The sequence below is a fragment of the Pseudomonas nabeulensis genome (genome assembly GCF_004682045.1).
Classification (GTDB): domain Bacteria; phylum Pseudomonadota; class Gammaproteobacteria; order Pseudomonadales; family Pseudomonadaceae; genus Aquipseudomonas; species Aquipseudomonas nabeulensis.
Map to the genome: position 1 here is coordinate 49612 of NZ_QUZT01000011.1, position 13891 is coordinate 63502.

Here is a 13891-nt window from a genome sequence, read left to right on the forward strand (position 1 = left end):
GCGACCCTTGGCCTCATTGAAAATCCTTTGAGGCTACGCCGATGCGCGCTCCAACCCTGCTGTCACTTATGCTGGCCGGCACCTGCAATAGCGTGCTGGCGGCAGGTGTTCTCGACGATTCAACCCTCGACGTGCTCAGCCGCAACTTCTATCTCGACAACAAAGAGCGCTCCCCTTCGAGCAAGCCGCACAAGGAGGAATGGGCGCAAGGGTTCATTGCCAACTTCGACTCCGGCTTCACGCCAGGCACGATTGGCTTCGGTTTCGACGCCCATGCCTTTGTCGGCCTGAAACTCGATGGCGGCAAAGGCCATTCCGGCACCGGTCTGCTGCCCGTGGACAGCGACGGGCGCAGTGAGCGCGACTACTCCAGCGCTGGAGGCGCACTCAAGTTGCGGGCCTCAAAGACCACCCTGTCGGTAGGTGAAATGACTGTCGAAACCCCGGTGTTCGACACCTCCGACAAACGCCTGCAACCTGAATATGCCAGCGGATTTCTGCTCGATAGCCGCGAAATGGAAGCCCTGCACTGGCAAGCCGGCCACTTCACCGCGTTCAAAAACCAGGACAGCTCCAACGGGCGCGGTGATTTCAGCGGCTACGGTGCAAGCACTCGTCACAACGCCATCGACTTTCTCGGCGGGCAATTCTTCGAAGGCCAGCCACTGGGCGGTGCGCTGTACACTTCGCAGTTGAGCGACACCTGGCGCCAGTACTACGCCAACCTGCATTGGTCCCCTGCCAACTGGATGCTGGACAGCAATATCTACCGCACCGAAGACCAGGGCCGCGCCGAGGCCGGCACCATCGCCAACACCGCTTACAGCCTGGCGGGCAAATACAGTTTTGCGGCGCAGTCCGTGACGCTGGCCTACCAGAAGATCAATGGCAACACACCGTTCGACTTCGTGGGTGGTGACTCGATCTACCTCGCCAACTCGATCAAATACGCCGACTTCAACGGCCCTGGCGAAAGCTCATGGCAAGTTCGCTACGATCTCAACCTCGCCAGCTTCGGCATTCCCGGCCTGAAATTCATGACCCGCTACGTCACGGGCCGTGGCATCGACGGCACGCACGCTCCCCAAGACGGCGCGTACACACTCCAACAAGGTCGTGGCGGCCGTCACTGGGAGCGGGATATCGACCTGCATTACGTGGTGCAATCCGGTCCGGCCAAGGACCTGTCGGTGCAGCTGTCCCATGTCAGCCACCGCGCCAACAGCGCCCAGGCCGGGGACGATATCGACCGGGTGTATGTGGTGGTCGAATATCCGTTGAAGTTGCGCTAACCCTGCAAGAAGTGACGAATCCCAATCGCCACCCCTTCCGTCTGATAACGCCGCGCCGCCGCTTCAATCTTCAACTCCGCGCGCGTCACCCGTTGGTGATGGCGCAAGTGGCCGATCCAGGATTCGTCGTAGAACACTTCACACCAGCGCCGTGGATGCTCGCTGTCTTGCACCAGGCTCCAGGAAAACGAGCCGTTGCGTTGGCGCATGCGGCGCACTGCGCTCATAGCCTGGGTGAAGTCCTGGAGGTGCTGCGGGTCGATGTCGTATTCCAGCGTCACCATCACCGGGCCACGCTCTTGATCCTGCCCTTCTGCCAGCAGCGGTTGCGGCCAGTGCAGCGAAGGTGCCAGGTCTTCAGCCTTGCGTTGTGGCAAGGCAACTCGCCAGGTCAGCAACACACCCAGCGCCAACACTGAACCTGCAACACTCAGCGCCAGGCTCATGGAGCTATGGCTGGCGACCCAACCCCAGAGCAATCCGCCGACGGCCATGGAGCCGAAGAACATCAGGATATACACCGCCAAGGCCCGTGCCCGCACCCAGGCGGGCACTGAGGTTTGCGCCGCCACCTGGAAGCTGGATAGCACCGCGATCCACGCTGCTCCGCTGATCAGCATCACCGGGATCAACACGTAGAACTCCCGCACCCAGGCCAGGGCAAACAGCACCAAGGCGTAGACCAGGCTGGCAAGCGCAACCAGTTTGTCCACCGACAACGCCTGACGCAGGCGTGGCAACAGCATCGCGCCGAGTACCGCACCGATTCCCACACTGCCCAGCAACACACCGAACTGCGCCGCGCTGCCATGTAATTCACCGCGCACAATCAGCGGCAGCAATGACATCCCGGCACTCGCACCAAAGAAGAACGCCAACGTGCGCACCAACACCCGCTGCAACGGCCGCGAACTGCGCGCGTAACGCCAGCCCACCCGTACCGCGCTGAACAACCGCTCGGCCGGCAACACGGCCACCTGGGTTTCGCGCCGCCACAGGCACAGCACCGAAATCACCGCAAAAAACGACAACGCATTCACCGCGAACGTAGCCCATGGCCCCACCAGGCTCACCAGCACACCGGCGATTGCCGGGCCAACGGCGCGGGCAAGGTTGGTGCCTACGCTGCTCAAGGCGATGGCCGACGGCACCTCGTCAGCCGGCACCAGTTCCGGTGTCAGCGACGACCACGCGGGCATCATCAATGCCGTGCCCACGCCCATGCCCAGGGTCAACAGCAACAACAACGGCACGGTCATCAAACCGCTCAGCGTCAACACCGCCAACAGCAATGCCACCGTGGCCATCCAGGCTTGCACCATCAGCAAATAGCGACGCTTGTCGACGATATCGGCGAGGGCTCCGGCGGGCAGCGCCAACAGGAACATCGGCGCCGCACTGGCCACTTGCACCAGGGCGACGGTCATCGGGTTGGCCGACAGCGAGGTCATCAACCAACCGGCGCCGACCTCGTGCATCCAGGTGCCGATATTCGAAGCGATGCTGGCGAGCCAGAGCCCGCGGAAGATTGAATGTTTCAACGGGCTCCACGGGGAGCGGGTGGTGGCGGTGGTCATGGCGCAAACCTGCTGGAAAAAAGCGCAAAAAAAAGCCACAGCCCTGCGGCTGTGGCCCGTGACGGCGTTACTTGACCTGACGCTGCGGCGCGCCGTGCACCATGGTGTAGGCGTAGTCCACGCCCATGCCGTACGCACCGCTGTGGTCGCGAACCAGGTCCATGACTTCGTCGTAGGTTTCTTTGTGCGCCCAGTCGCGCTGGTATTCGAGCAACACTTGCTGCCAGGTCACCGGGACTGCGCCGGCCTGGATCATGCGCTGGATCGACATGTCATGGGCTTCCTTGGTGGTGCCACCGGACGCGTCGGTGACGATGTACACCTCGTAGCCTTCGGCCAGGGCTTCCAGCGCCGGGAAGTTCAGGCAGACCTCGGTCCACAGTGCGGCCATGATCAGTTTTTTGCGGCCTGTGGCCTTCACGGCGGCGACCAGCGCCTTGTCTTCCCAGGAGTTCATCGAGGTGCGCTCGATCGGCTGTTGGTCGGGGAATACGCTGAGCAGCTCCGGCCAGATATAGCCGCTGAAGCTTTTGGTTTCGACCGAGGTAAAGATGGTCGGCACGTTGAAGATCTTGGCCGCTTTAGCCAGAGCCACGGTGTTGTTCTTCAGGGTTTGGCGGTCGATGGACTGCACGCCGAAGGACATCTGTGGCTGGTGATCGATCAGGATCAGGGTGGAGTTGGATGGGTTGAGCAATTCGCGAATGGACATGGTGACTTCCCTTTAATGAGTTGGTTTTTTAGTTGCTTCCAGCGTGGCTGGCGGCTTGGAAGTCACTTTACGGCCTAGCCAATATCGAGACAATTACCTAGAATATGGATTCATTGATTCTGAAAAAGGGACAATTATGGACCGCATCGAGTGCATGCGTGCGTTCGTCGTCACCGTCGGCGAAAACGGCTTCGCCGCCGCGGCCCGCGCCATGGACGTGCCACGTTCAAAAGTGAGCAAACAGATCCAGGCCCTGGAAGACGCCATCGGCGTGCAACTGTTGCAACGCACCACCCGCAGCCTGCACCTGACGGAGGCTGGCGCCGAGTATTTCGAAGCGGCACGGGAAGTGATCGCGGCACTCGACGAAGCCGAGCAACGGGCACGAGACGGAATTGGTGAACTGCGCGGTGTACTGCGGGTGAATGCACCGATGTCGTTCGGCTTGCATCGGCTCGGGCGGCTGATCCCGCTGTTCCACGAACAACACCCGAACATCGAGTTGCAACTGGTACTCAGCGACCAACAAGTGGACCCGGTACGCGGCGGTTTCGACGTGACCATCCGCATCGCCAGCCTGCCCGACTCCACCATGATCGCCCGTCAACTGGCGCCCGCGCCGCGCATCATGGTGGCCTCACCGGCTTATCTGGAACGTGCCGGCACACCGCAAACCCCACAGGACCTGCGTCAGCACCAATGCTTGAACTACGGCTACCTGCAAAGCGGCGTGAGCCTACAACTGAGCAACGGCAAGGACACTCAGCGCGTTAATGTCACAGGCCCGTTGCACGCCAATAACGGCGACCTGCTCGCCCAGGCCGCCGAAGCGGACATGGGCATTGCGTTGTTGCCGGATTTTATTGTCGAGGACGCCCTGGCGGCCGGGCGCCTGGTGCCCGTGTTGTGCGAGTGGCAGGCGCCGGCGATTACGGTAAATGCGGTGTATTCATCGGCACGGCGGGTGCCGCAGAAGACGCGGGCGTTTATTGAGTTTTTGGTGGAGCAGTTGGCTGTCAAGGCTTAACCGCTTTAAATGTGGGAGGGGGCTTGCTCCCGATAGCGGTGGATCAGTTAGAACATCCTTGACTGATACACTGCTATCGGGAGCAAGCCCCCTCCCACATTGCTTATACGGTGCCTTTTGAGTTACTTACAGCCCCCAACCGACTAATCCACACCGCCCCCAAAATCACCAACCCACCCAACGCCAACCGCCCCAGCGGCTCATGCTGGTTCCAGATCAGCAGGTTCAACAACAACCCCACCGGCACATGCAGGTTGTTCATTACCGCCAACGTACCGCCCTGCACCAGGCACGCGCCTTTGTTCCACCAGTACATGCCCAGCGCCGTGCTGACCAAACCGAGGAACACCAGCACGCCCCATTGCAGCGGGGCATCAGGCAGGTAGTTGGCCTTGCCGAACAGCAGGAACGCCGGCAACACCACCAGTAAAGCGCCCACGTAGAAGAAACCGAAACGTCGGTAGTGCGGCAGGTCACTCGGATAACGCTTCACCAGATGCTTGTACATCACTTGCCCGGCGGCATAGGTGAAGTTGGCCAATTGCAGCAGCAGGAAGCCACCGAGGAAATGCGGGGTGATCTGGTCGAAGCGAATCACCGCCGCGCCGGCCACGGCTACCAATGCCGCAATCAGCGCCCACGGGTTGAAACGACGGTTGAGCGCGTCTTCGATCAAGGTCACGTGCAGCGGCGTGAGGATGGTGAACAGCAGCACCTCCGGCACCGTAAGCACACGGAAGCTCAAGTACAGGCACACGTACGTCACGCCAAACTGCAATGCGCCGATCATCAGCATGCCGCGCATGAACGCCGGTTCCACCGAACGCCAGCGCGTCAGCGGGATGAAGACCAGACCGGCCAGCACCACGCGCACCAGCACCGCGAAGTAGCTGTCGACGTGACCGGCGAGGTATTCGCCGATCAAGCTGAAGGAAAATGCCTGAATCAGGGTGACAACCAGTAGATAGCCCATGCGCGCCTCGTTTCGAATGGGCGGGACATTAAAGGTTTTCGGCGGTTGAAGAAACTCGGGGCAAAAAAAACCCGACCTCGCTATAGCGGCAGTCGGGCAGGAGCACTCAGGAGCAAAAGTGCAAAGGGAGGTTCGTTACGCGTACTTGAAGGGTTTGCGTGGAGCGATATAAACATCGCGGGATTATCTGACGATTAAAGAATCCTCATGCGACCTGGGCGAGCAGCGCCTTGGCGTGGTTGATGCCTTTTTCCTGGAAATCACCGCTCAGGTTCACCCCTTCGGCGTGAATGAAGGTGACATCGTGGATGCCGATAAAGCCCATGACCTGACGCAGGTACGGTTCCTGGTGATCCGAAGTAGCGCCGGTGTGGATGCCGCCGCGAGCGGTCAGCACGATGGCGCGCTTGCCGGTCAGCAAACCTTGAGGGCCGGTGGCGGTGTATTTAAAGGTCACACCGGCACGCAATACGTGATCCAGCCAGGCTTTGAGAGTGCTGGGGATGGCGAAGTTGTACATCGGCGCGGCCATGACCAGTACGTCGGCGGCCAGCAGTTCGTCGGTCAATTCGTTGGAGCGATCCAGTGAAGCCTGTTCGTCGCCGCTGCGCTGATCCGCAGGCTTCATCCAGCCGCCGAGCAGGTTGGCGTCCAAGTGAGGAACCGGGTTGAGCGCCACGTCACGTACGGTGATCTGATCCGCCGGGTGGGCGGCCTGCCATTGGCTGATGAACTGCTGGGTCAGTTGGCGGGAGATCGAATCCTGCTGGCGGGCGCTGCTTTCGATGATCAGAACTTTTGACATGGCGTTGTAGGCTCCATCTGTAATTGCTGTAAGTCGATGGAGTGAAGATTAAACAGAGCCAATTCGATTAAAAAGCGCAAAAAACTGCTATAACCGATCTATAAATTTGTTTATAAGCGGAGTCATGCTCCGCTATTGGTTATTTCGGCGTGCAGGCCAAGGCAATGCGCATCTTGATAATGGCGCGGTTGAACTTGACGGTGGTGTTGGTGCTTTTACCGGCGGGTACGGTGACCGTACGCCGACGCGGCGACTCCGGGCCGTTGGTGAAGACTACCGAGCACACGGCATCGTGGATGCCGTAGTTATTGAGCTGGATCGAACTGATATCGCCGTCCACATCGGAGGCGGTGTAGTCGATGCTCACGCCATCGATCTTTTTGGTGACGTCGATCGGGTAGGCAAATGCACTCATCGGCAGCAACGCCAGCAACACACAACAGAATTTTCTCATTCGGTGGTCTCCAATAAGGACCGCCAGCTTAGGACAAGAGGAACCCATCTTGAAAGCGCCCCGCGTTACCCTCGATCAATGGCGCACGTTGCAGGCCGTGGTCGACCATGGCGGCTTCGCCCAGGCGGCCGAAGCGCTGCACCGTTCGCAGTCTTCGGTGAGCTACACCGTGGCCCGCATGCAAGACCAGCTCGGCGTGCCACTGCTGCGCATCGACGGGCGCAAAGCCGTGCTCACCGACGCTGGTGAAGTGCTGTTGCGCCGCTCCCGGCAACTGGTGAAGAACGCCAGCCAACTGGAAGACCTCGCCCACCATATGGAACAGGGCTGGGAAGCCGAAGTACGCCTGGTAGTGGACGCGGCGTACCCCAATGCGCGTCTTGTGCGTGCCCTCTCCGCCTTTATGCCCCAGAGTCGTGGTTGCCGCGTGCGCCTGCGCGAAGAAGTGTTGTCCGGCGTAGAAGAGCTGCTGATAGAAGGCGTGGCCGACCTGGCCATTTGCGGTTTCAGCATCCCCGGTTACCTGGGCACGGAAATGAGCGACGTGGAATTTGTCGCCGTGGCCCACCCCGAACACGCCCTGCACCGCATGAACCGCGAACTGAGTTTCCAGGACCTGGAAAGCCAGATGCAGGTGGTGATCCGCGACTCCGGTCGCCAGCAACCCCGTGATGTGGGCTGGCTCGGCGCCGAGCAACGCTGGACCGTCGGCAGCCTGGCCACCGCCGCCTCCTTCGTGGGCAGCGGCCTGGGCTTCGCCTGGCTGCCCCGCCACATGATCGAGCGCGAACTCGCCGAGGGCGTGCTCAAGCAGCTACCCTTGGAACAGGGCGGCAGCCGCCACCCCACGTTCTACCTGTACTCGAACAAAGACAAACCCTTGGGGCCGGCGACGCAGATCCTCGTCGAACTGCTGCGCACCTTTGACACCGCCCCCCTGGACGCGCCGTTCGCCGCCCCCCAGCAAGCCTGAAACGGAGTTCATGCATGGCCTGGTTCGACCACGAAGGATGCAGCCTGCACTATGAGGAATACGGACGCGGCACGCCGCTGATCCTGATCCACGGCCTGGGCTCCAGCAGCCAGGATTGGGAATTGCAAATCCCGGTATTGGCCAGGCATTACCGTCTGATCGTGGTGGACGTGCGCGGGCATGGACGCTCCGACAAACCTCGCGAGCGCTACAGCATCCAGGGCTTCACGTTCGACCTGCTTGCGTTGATCGAACACCTGGACCTGCCGCCCGCCCATGTGGTGGGCTTATCCATGGGCGGCATGATCGCGTTCCAGTTGGCGGTGGACGAACCGGCGCAGGTCAAGAGCCTGTGTATCGTCAACAGCGCGCCCGAGGTCAAGGTGCGCAGTGCCGATGATTATTGGCAGTGGACCAAGCGCTGGAGCCTGGCGCGCATGCTCAGCCTGGCCACCATCGGCAAGGCGTTGGGCGACCGATTATTTCCCAAACCTGAACAGGCCGACCTGCGCCGCAAGATGGTCGAACGCTGGGCAAAAAACGACAAACGTGCTTATCTCGCCAGCTTCGATGCGATTGTGGGCTGGGGTGTGCAGGAACGACTTTCGAGGATTGCCTGTCCAACCCTGGTCATCAGCGCCGACCACGACTACACCCCCGTGGCGCACAAAGAAAACTATGTAAAACTGCTGCCCGATGCGCGGCTGGTGGTGATCGAAGATTCCCGCCACGCCACGCCCTTGGACCAACCCGAAGTCTTTAACGCAACCCTGCTCGAATTTCTAAAGACAGTCGAAACCACTACCCAGGATCACTGACCCATGTTGAAAAAAATCGCCTTCTTTGCCGGTTCTGTTCTGTTCGCAGCCAACCTGATGGCGGCCCAGCCGGCAAAGGCACCGCACGTGCTGATCACCACCACCAACGGCGAGATTGAAATCGAACTGGACCCGGTCAAGGCGCCCATCAGCACCAAGAACTTCCTGGCCTATGTCGACAAAGGCTTCTACACCAACACGATTTTCCACCGTGTGATCCCGGGCTTTATGGTCCAGGGCGGCGGGTTCACCGCGCAGATGTCGCAAAAGCCGACCGAAGCGCCGATCAAGAACGAGGCCAGCAACGGCCTGCATAACGTACGCGGCACCCTGTCCATGGCCCGCACCAACGACCCGAATTCGGCCACCAGCCAATTCTTCATCAACGTTGCCGACAATGCCTTCCTCGACCCAGGTCGCGATGCCGGTTACGCGGTGTTCGCCAAAGTGGTCAAGGGCATGGACGTGGTCGACATCATCGTCAACTCCCAGACCACCACCAAACAGGGCATGCAGAACGTGCCAATCGATCCTGTTGTGATCAAGTCGGCCAAGCGCATCGACTGAGGTCAACAGGGCTTTACTCAGGTAGCCCCGCGCGGCGCTCACAAGGCACCGCGCGTATTTGAAAGGAGAGCCCGCACCGCGGGCGTCAGACTTAATGCTCTATCGTCGCTTTGAACAACTGATCGATATTTTCCGCGACGCGCCCAGCGCCGCCCCGCCCGACAAAGTCCTGCCCTTCTACCTCTACTACCTGCGCCAGGTATGGCCGCACTTCGCCGCCTTGCTGGTAGTCGGCCTGATCGGCGCGCTCATCGAAGTGGCACTGTTCAGCTACCTGAGCCGCATCATCGACCTGGCCCAGGGCACGCCGCCGGCGAACTTCTTCCAAATGCACAGCGCCGAGCTGATCTGGATGGCCGTGGTCGCGCTGCTGTTGCGCCCGATTTTCGGCGCGCTGCATGACCTGCTGGTGCACCAGACCATCAGCCCCGGCATGACCAGCCTGATTCGCTGGCAGAACCATAGCTACGTGCTCAAGCAGAGCCTGAACTTCTTCCAGAACGACTTCGCCGGGCGCATCGCCCAGCGCATCATGCAAACCGGCAACTCCCTGCGCGACTCCGCCGTGGCCGCCGTGGATGCGATCTGGCACGTGGCGATCTACGCCATCAGTTCCCTGGTGTTGTTTGCCGAGGCCGACTGGCGCCTGATGATCCCGCTGGTGACCTGGATCATCTGCTACAGCCTCGCCCTGCGCTACTTCGTGCCACGGGTGAAGGAGCGCTCGGTGATCTCCTCCGAAGCGCGCTCCAAATTGATGGGCCGTATCGTCGACGGCTACACCAACATCACCACCTTGAAACTGTTCGCTCATACCCAATACGAGCAGCAGTACGCCAAGGAAGCGATCATCGAGCAGACCGAAAAAACCCAGCTGGCCAGCCGTGTGGTGACCAGCATGGACATCGTGATCACCACCATGAACGGCCTGCTGATTGTCACCACCACTGGCCTGGCGTTGTGGCTGTGGACGCAGTCGATGATCTCGGTGGGTGCGATTGCCCTGGCGACTGGCTTGGTGATCCGTATCGTCAACATGTCCGGCTGGATCATGTGGGTGGTCAACGGCATTTTCGAGAACATCGGCATGGTGCAGGACGGCCTGAAAACCATCGCCCAACCCTTGGCCGTCGTCGACCGCGAGAACGCCCCGCGCCTGAATGTGCCCCGGGGTGAAGTACGTTTCGAGCAGGTGGATTTTCACTACGGCAAAAAGAGCGGGATCATTGGCGGGCTGAACCTTACGATCAACGCCGGGGAAAAGATCGGCCTGATCGGGCCGTCCGGTGCGGGCAAGTCCACGCTGGTCAACCTGCTGCTGCGCCTGTACGACCTGCAAGGCGGGCGCATCCTCATCGACGGCCAGAACATCGCCGACGTCGCCCAGGAAACCCTGCGCGAACAGATCGGCATGATCACCCAGGACACTTCCCTGCTGCACCGCTCGATCCGCGACAACCTGCTGTACGGCAAGCCGGACGCCACCGATGAAGAACTCTGGGCCGCCGTGCGCAAAGCCCGGGCCGATGAGTTCATTCCGCTGCTGTCGGACTCCGAAGGCCGTACCGGGCTCGACGCGCACGTCGGTGAGCGCGGGGTGAAACTATCCGGCGGGCAGCGCCAACGTATCGCCATCGCCCGCGTGCTGCTCAAGGACGCACCGATCCTGATCATGGACGAAGCCACCTCGGCGCTGGACTCGGAAGTGGAAGCGGCGATCCAGGAAAGCCTGGAAACCCTGATGCAAGGCAAGACGGTGATCGCGATTGCGCACCGGCTGTCGACCATTGCCCGGATGGATCGGTTGGTGGTGCTGGAGAAAGGCCAGATTGCCGAGAGTGGCAGCCATGCCGAGTTGCTGGCCCATGGTGGGTTGTATGCGCGGTTGTGGCAGCACCAGACCGGGGGATTTGTCGGTATCGACTGACGATTCCAAACCCTATGCAATTCAAACTGTGGGAGGGGGCTTGCCCCCGATAGCGGTAGATCAGTCAATGATGTATTGGCTGACACCCCGCAATCGGGGGCAAGCCCCCTCCCACATTTACCCGCATCAATTCAGGTTTTTGTGGAGGCCTGGATTTGTGCCACAACCATGCTGTACTCACAGCAGTGCCCAGACGGGCGCTGAAGTAAATCTGCAGGGAGCATCACTGATTTACTGTTTCGGTAGAGCGATCTATCAAGGACGTGTTCCATGTCTTTGTTCAAGCGTTCAGTCACGGAGGGGTTGGGTACGTTTTGGCTGGTGTTGGGCGGTTGCGGGAGTGCGGTGTTGGCCGCAGCGTTCCCCGCAGTCGGGATCGGGTTGTTGGGGGTGGCCCTGGCATTCGGGCTGACGGTGCTGACCATGGCCTTTGCCATCGGGCATATCAGCGGGTGTCACCTCAACCCGGCGGTATCGGTGGGGCTGGTCGTGGGCGGAAGATTTCCGGCCAGGGAGTTACCGGCGTACATCGTCTCCCAAGTCATCGGTGGCACCATCGCCGCTGCGTTGTTGTATTTCATTGCCAGCGGCAAACCAGGGTTTGAACTGGCGTCAGGCCTGGCGTCCAACGGCTATGGCGAGCATTCGCCCGGCGGTTATTCGATGGCGGCAGGGTTTGTGTGCGAACTGGTGATGACGGCGATGTTCGTGCTGATCATCCTCGGCGCCACCGACCATCGCGCCCCGAAGGGCCTCGCGCCCATCGCCATTGGCCTGGCGTTAACGTTGATCCACCTGATCTCCATCCCCGTCACCAACACCTCGGTCAACCCCGCTCGCAGTACCGGCCCGGCCTTGATCGTCGGCGGTTGGGCGATCCAGCAATTGTGGATGTTCTGGCTCGCGCCGATTCTGGGTGCGGTGGTGGGTGGATTTGTCTATCGATGGCTGGGCAAGGAGGAGCCGGCCTGAGGCAATGCCGAGCCAGCCCTACCGAACACTCGGCAGGGCTGCGCTCAATAAATAGCGGTTCAGCCTTGATGAGCCTTCATGTACTGGCGTAGCAACTGATTAATCCGCGTCTGGTAACCCGTTCCCTGCCCCTTGAACCATTCCAGTACATCAGCATCCAGCCGAATCGTCACCGCCTGCTTCACCGGAACACGCAATTCGGCACGTCGGAAAAACTCGGCGTCCAGCTCAGGAATATCACCGGTATCGATGTCTTGATCATTCATCTTGGCCAAGCGCTCCCAATCAGTCTTCGATGTTTGCGTCATAGTATTTGGCCTCCTTCTTGGTTGCTTTCCGGGCGGAGATGATACGAATCACATCACCACGCCGTTCGGTGTATACGACCACACCTATTAACAATTTGATCCAGCCAATGCCGATCCACCGTTCTTCGCCATAATCCACTCGATCATCGCGTAAGGCCAGCATTGGATGCCGGAAGATATCGGGGACGTCATTGAAATCGATGCCGTGCTTAGCAATATTGGCTTCATTCTTGGACTCATCCCATTCAAAAAGCATCGCACATCCTGTATTTACTTTTGTACATACAGGATAGTGATTTAATTCTTGATTGAAAGTCCCGCCAGACCGGAGGTTCAGTCTTGTCGATACGGCAGCGCCGCCCTCGCCTCCTGCGCATACGCCTCAATCCCCAGCCGCTCACGCGCCAGGAAATCCTCCACGGCACTCTTCAATCCCGGATGGCGCAAGTAGTGCCAGGACCGCGTAATCACCGGTTCGAACCCGCGAATCAGCTTGTGCTCGCCCTGTGCCCCGGCGTCGAAACGTTGCAGCCCGTGGGCAATGGCATAGTCCATGCCCTGGTAGAAACAGGTTTCGAAATGCAAACGGTCGAATTCCGCCAGGCAACCCCAGTAGCGGCCATAGAAGCTGTCACCCCCGATCAAGCTGAACGCCATGGCCACCGGGCGGGTGCCTTGTTTGGCCAGCACCACGCGAATGGCCTCGGGCATGCGCTCGGCCAGCAGGCTGAAAAACGCGCGGGTCAGGTAGGGCGCCTGGCGGCGCACCGCGTAGGTGTTGGCGTAGCAGGCGTAGACAAAATCCCACTGCGCTTCGCTCAGTTCATGGCCTTGCAGCCATTCGAAGTCGATGCCCTGCCCCGCCACTTGTTCGCGCTCTTTGCGCATCTGTTTGCGCTTGCGTGAGCTAAGTGCGTCGAGAAAATCCTGGAAGTCGCGATAGCCCCGGTTCTGCCAGTGAAATTGGCAGCCCAGGCGCTGCAACCAACCCGGCTGTTCGGCAAGGGCCGTGTCGGCCAACGGGTCGGTGAAGTTGATATGGGCGCTGGAAAGCCCTTCGATCTCCAGGTAGCCCGGCAGGCTTTTCAGCAGTTCGAAACCGTCCTCGGCACTCGCTGCCAGCACCCGCGGACCGCTCACCGGGCTGAACGGCACCGCCGTGAGTAACTTGGGGTAGTAATTGATACCCGCCCGCTCACAGGCATCGGCCCAGCCATGATCAAACACGTACTCGCCGTAGGAATGCCATTTGCGATAGCTGGGCAGCGCCGCCACCAGCCGCTCACCCTCCCAGTGCAACAAATGCTCCGGCTGCCAGCCTGACTGCGGGCCCAGGCTGGCGCTGTCTTCCAGCGCACTGAGGAACGCGTGCCGTACAAACGGCTGGGCCTGCGGCACCAGTGCATCCCAAGTCTGCGGGGCGATTTCGGACAGGCTGTCCAGGCGTTGCAGCGGCATCGGCATCCTCACGGGTTCGGGGTGTGAA

15 protein-coding genes are annotated in these 13891 nt (G+C 60.4%); 7 read left to right on the top strand and 8 right to left on the bottom strand.

What is annotated here, in order from left to right:
- Nucleotides 1-41 precede the first annotated feature (41 nt).
- Nucleotides 42-1292, top strand: coding sequence for an OprD family porin (locus tag DYL61_RS08455; protein ID WP_135307952.1), 1251 nt, complete (start codon nucleotides 42-44; stop codon nucleotides 1290-1292).
- Here DYL61_RS08455 and DYL61_RS08460 read toward each other — a convergent pair.
- Both DYL61_RS08460 and DYL61_RS08465 read right to left on the bottom strand, forming a co-directional pair.
- Entirely contained in the window at nucleotides 1289-2869 is a 1581-nt protein-coding gene (locus tag DYL61_RS08460; RefSeq protein WP_135307953.1) for an MFS transporter, read from the bottom strand. The genes DYL61_RS08455 and DYL61_RS08460 overlap by 4 nt on opposite strands.
- Nucleotides 2870-2936: 67 nt before the next feature.
- On the bottom strand, nucleotides 2937-3581 hold the full coding sequence (locus tag DYL61_RS08465) for a hydrolase (protein WP_135307954.1): 645 nt from the start codon (nucleotides 3579-3581) through the stop codon (nucleotides 2937-2939).
- Nucleotides 3582-3717: 136 nt separating this feature from the next.
- Between DYL61_RS08465 and DYL61_RS08470 the strand changes: the two genes are divergently transcribed.
- On the top strand, nucleotides 3718-4608 hold the full coding sequence (locus DYL61_RS08470) for a LysR family transcriptional regulator (protein ID WP_135307955.1): 891 nt from the start codon (nucleotides 3718-3720) through the stop codon (nucleotides 4606-4608).
- Nucleotides 4609-4711: 103 nt separating this feature from the next.
- On the opposite strand, the gene DYL61_RS08475 is transcribed toward DYL61_RS08470, so the two are convergent.
- The 3 genes from DYL61_RS08475 to DYL61_RS08485 all read right to left on the bottom strand — a co-directional run bounded on the left by DYL61_RS08475 (nucleotide 4712) and on the right by DYL61_RS08485 (nucleotide 6840).
- Nucleotides 4712-5581, bottom strand: a complete 870-nt coding sequence (locus DYL61_RS08475) for a carboxylate/amino acid/amine transporter (RefSeq protein WP_135307956.1) — start codon at nucleotides 5579-5581, stop codon at nucleotides 4712-4714.
- Between the two features lie 205 nt (nucleotides 5582-5786).
- Entirely contained in the window at nucleotides 5787-6386 is a 600-nt protein-coding gene (locus tag DYL61_RS08480; protein ID WP_135307957.1) for an FMN-dependent NADH-azoreductase, read from the bottom strand.
- A gap of 139 nt (nucleotides 6387-6525) precedes the next feature.
- A complete protein-coding gene (locus DYL61_RS08485) occupies nucleotides 6526-6840 on the bottom strand; it encodes a 3-phosphoglycerate kinase (protein ID WP_135307958.1) in 315 nt (104 codons plus the stop codon).
- 49 nt (nucleotides 6841-6889) lie between these two features.
- On the opposite strand from DYL61_RS08485, the gene DYL61_RS08490 reads away from it, so the two are divergent.
- The 5 genes from DYL61_RS08490 (at nucleotide 6890) to aqpZ (ending at nucleotide 12097) form a co-directional block, all read left to right on the top strand.
- Nucleotides 6890-7813 carry a PA3225 family LysR-type transcriptional regulator gene (locus tag DYL61_RS08490; protein ID WP_135307959.1) on the top strand — a complete coding sequence of 308 codons (924 nt, stop codon included), beginning with the start codon at nucleotides 6890-6892 and terminating at the stop codon, nucleotides 7811-7813.
- A 14-nt stretch (nucleotides 7814-7827) separates the two neighbouring features.
- Nucleotides 7828-8631, top strand: coding sequence for an alpha/beta fold hydrolase (locus DYL61_RS08495; protein WP_135307960.1), 804 nt, complete (start codon nucleotides 7828-7830; stop codon nucleotides 8629-8631).
- 3 nt (nucleotides 8632-8634) lie between these two features.
- Nucleotides 8635-9198: a peptidylprolyl isomerase gene (locus DYL61_RS08500; protein WP_105694778.1), complete on the top strand. Its 564-nt coding sequence runs from the start codon at nucleotides 8635-8637 to the stop codon at nucleotides 9196-9198.
- A gap of 94 nt (nucleotides 9199-9292) precedes the next feature.
- Nucleotides 9293-11125, top strand: coding sequence for an ABC transporter ATP-binding protein (locus DYL61_RS08505; protein WP_135307961.1), 1833 nt, complete (start codon nucleotides 9293-9295; stop codon nucleotides 11123-11125).
- A gap of 270 nt (nucleotides 11126-11395) precedes the next feature.
- The gene (aqpZ, locus tag DYL61_RS08510; RefSeq protein WP_135307962.1) at nucleotides 11396-12097 is read left to right on the top strand and encodes an aquaporin Z; all 702 of its coding nucleotides are present in this window, start codon (nucleotides 11396-11398) and stop codon (nucleotides 12095-12097) included.
- Nucleotides 12098-12156: 59 nt separating this feature from the next.
- Here the strand turns inward: aqpZ and DYL61_RS08515 are convergent, their stop codons facing one another.
- The 3 genes from DYL61_RS08515 to DYL61_RS08525 form a co-directional block, all read right to left on the bottom strand.
- Nucleotides 12157-12405 carry a BrnA antitoxin family protein gene (locus DYL61_RS08515; protein ID WP_105694775.1) on the bottom strand — a complete coding sequence of 83 codons (249 nt, stop codon included), beginning with the start codon at nucleotides 12403-12405 and terminating at the stop codon, nucleotides 12157-12159.
- Nucleotides 12383-12661: a BrnT family toxin gene (locus tag DYL61_RS08520; RefSeq protein WP_135307963.1), complete on the bottom strand. Its 279-nt coding sequence runs from the start codon at nucleotides 12659-12661 to the stop codon at nucleotides 12383-12385. The genes DYL61_RS08515 and DYL61_RS08520 overlap by 23 nt, the downstream gene beginning before the upstream one ends.
- Nucleotides 12662-12738: 77 nt before the next feature.
- On the bottom strand, nucleotides 12739-13863 hold the full coding sequence (locus DYL61_RS08525; RefSeq protein WP_135307964.1) for a GNAT family N-acetyltransferase: 1125 nt from the start codon (nucleotides 13861-13863) through the stop codon (nucleotides 12739-12741).
- Nucleotides 13864-13891 lie beyond the last annotated feature (28 nt).

Bases quoted from the DNA above. Each gene is read 5' to 3' on its own strand.
- DYL61_RS08455 (WP_135307952.1), top strand. From the start codon at position 42: ATGCGCGCTCCAACCCTGCTGTCACTTATGCTGGCCGGCACCTGCAAT.
- DYL61_RS08460 (WP_135307953.1), bottom strand. From the start codon at position 2,869: ATGACCACCGCCACCACCCGCTCCCCGTGGAGCCCGTTGAAACATTCA.
- DYL61_RS08465 (WP_135307954.1), bottom strand. From the start codon at position 3,581: ATGTCCATTCGCGAATTGCTCAACCCATCCAACTCCACCCTGATCCTG.
- DYL61_RS08470 (WP_135307955.1), top strand. From the start codon at position 3,718: ATGGACCGCATCGAGTGCATGCGTGCGTTCGTCGTCACCGTCGGCGAA.
- DYL61_RS08475 (WP_135307956.1), bottom strand. From the start codon at position 5,581: ATGGGCTATCTACTGGTTGTCACCCTGATTCAGGCATTTTCCTTCAGC.
- DYL61_RS08480 (WP_135307957.1), bottom strand. From the start codon at position 6,386: ATGTCAAAAGTTCTGATCATCGAAAGCAGCGCCCGCCAGCAGGATTCG.
- DYL61_RS08485 (WP_135307958.1), bottom strand. From the start codon at position 6,840: ATGAGAAAATTCTGTTGTGTGTTGCTGGCGTTGCTGCCGATGAGTGCA.
- DYL61_RS08495 (WP_135307960.1), top strand. From the start codon at position 7,828: ATGGCCTGGTTCGACCACGAAGGATGCAGCCTGCACTATGAGGAATAC.
- DYL61_RS08500 (WP_105694778.1), top strand. From the start codon at position 8,635: ATGTTGAAAAAAATCGCCTTCTTTGCCGGTTCTGTTCTGTTCGCAGCC.
- DYL61_RS08505 (WP_135307961.1), top strand. From the start codon at position 9,293: ATGCTCTATCGTCGCTTTGAACAACTGATCGATATTTTCCGCGACGCG.
- aqpZ (WP_135307962.1), top strand. From the start codon at position 11,396: ATGTCTTTGTTCAAGCGTTCAGTCACGGAGGGGTTGGGTACGTTTTGG.
- DYL61_RS08515 (WP_105694775.1), bottom strand. From the start codon at position 12,405: ATGACGCAAACATCGAAGACTGATTGGGAGCGCTTGGCCAAGATGAAT.
- DYL61_RS08520 (WP_135307963.1), bottom strand. From the start codon at position 12,661: ATGCTTTTTGAATGGGATGAGTCCAAGAATGAAGCCAATATTGCTAAG.
- DYL61_RS08525 (WP_135307964.1), bottom strand. From the start codon at position 13,863: ATGCCGCTGCAACGCCTGGACAGCCTGTCCGAAATCGCCCCGCAGACT.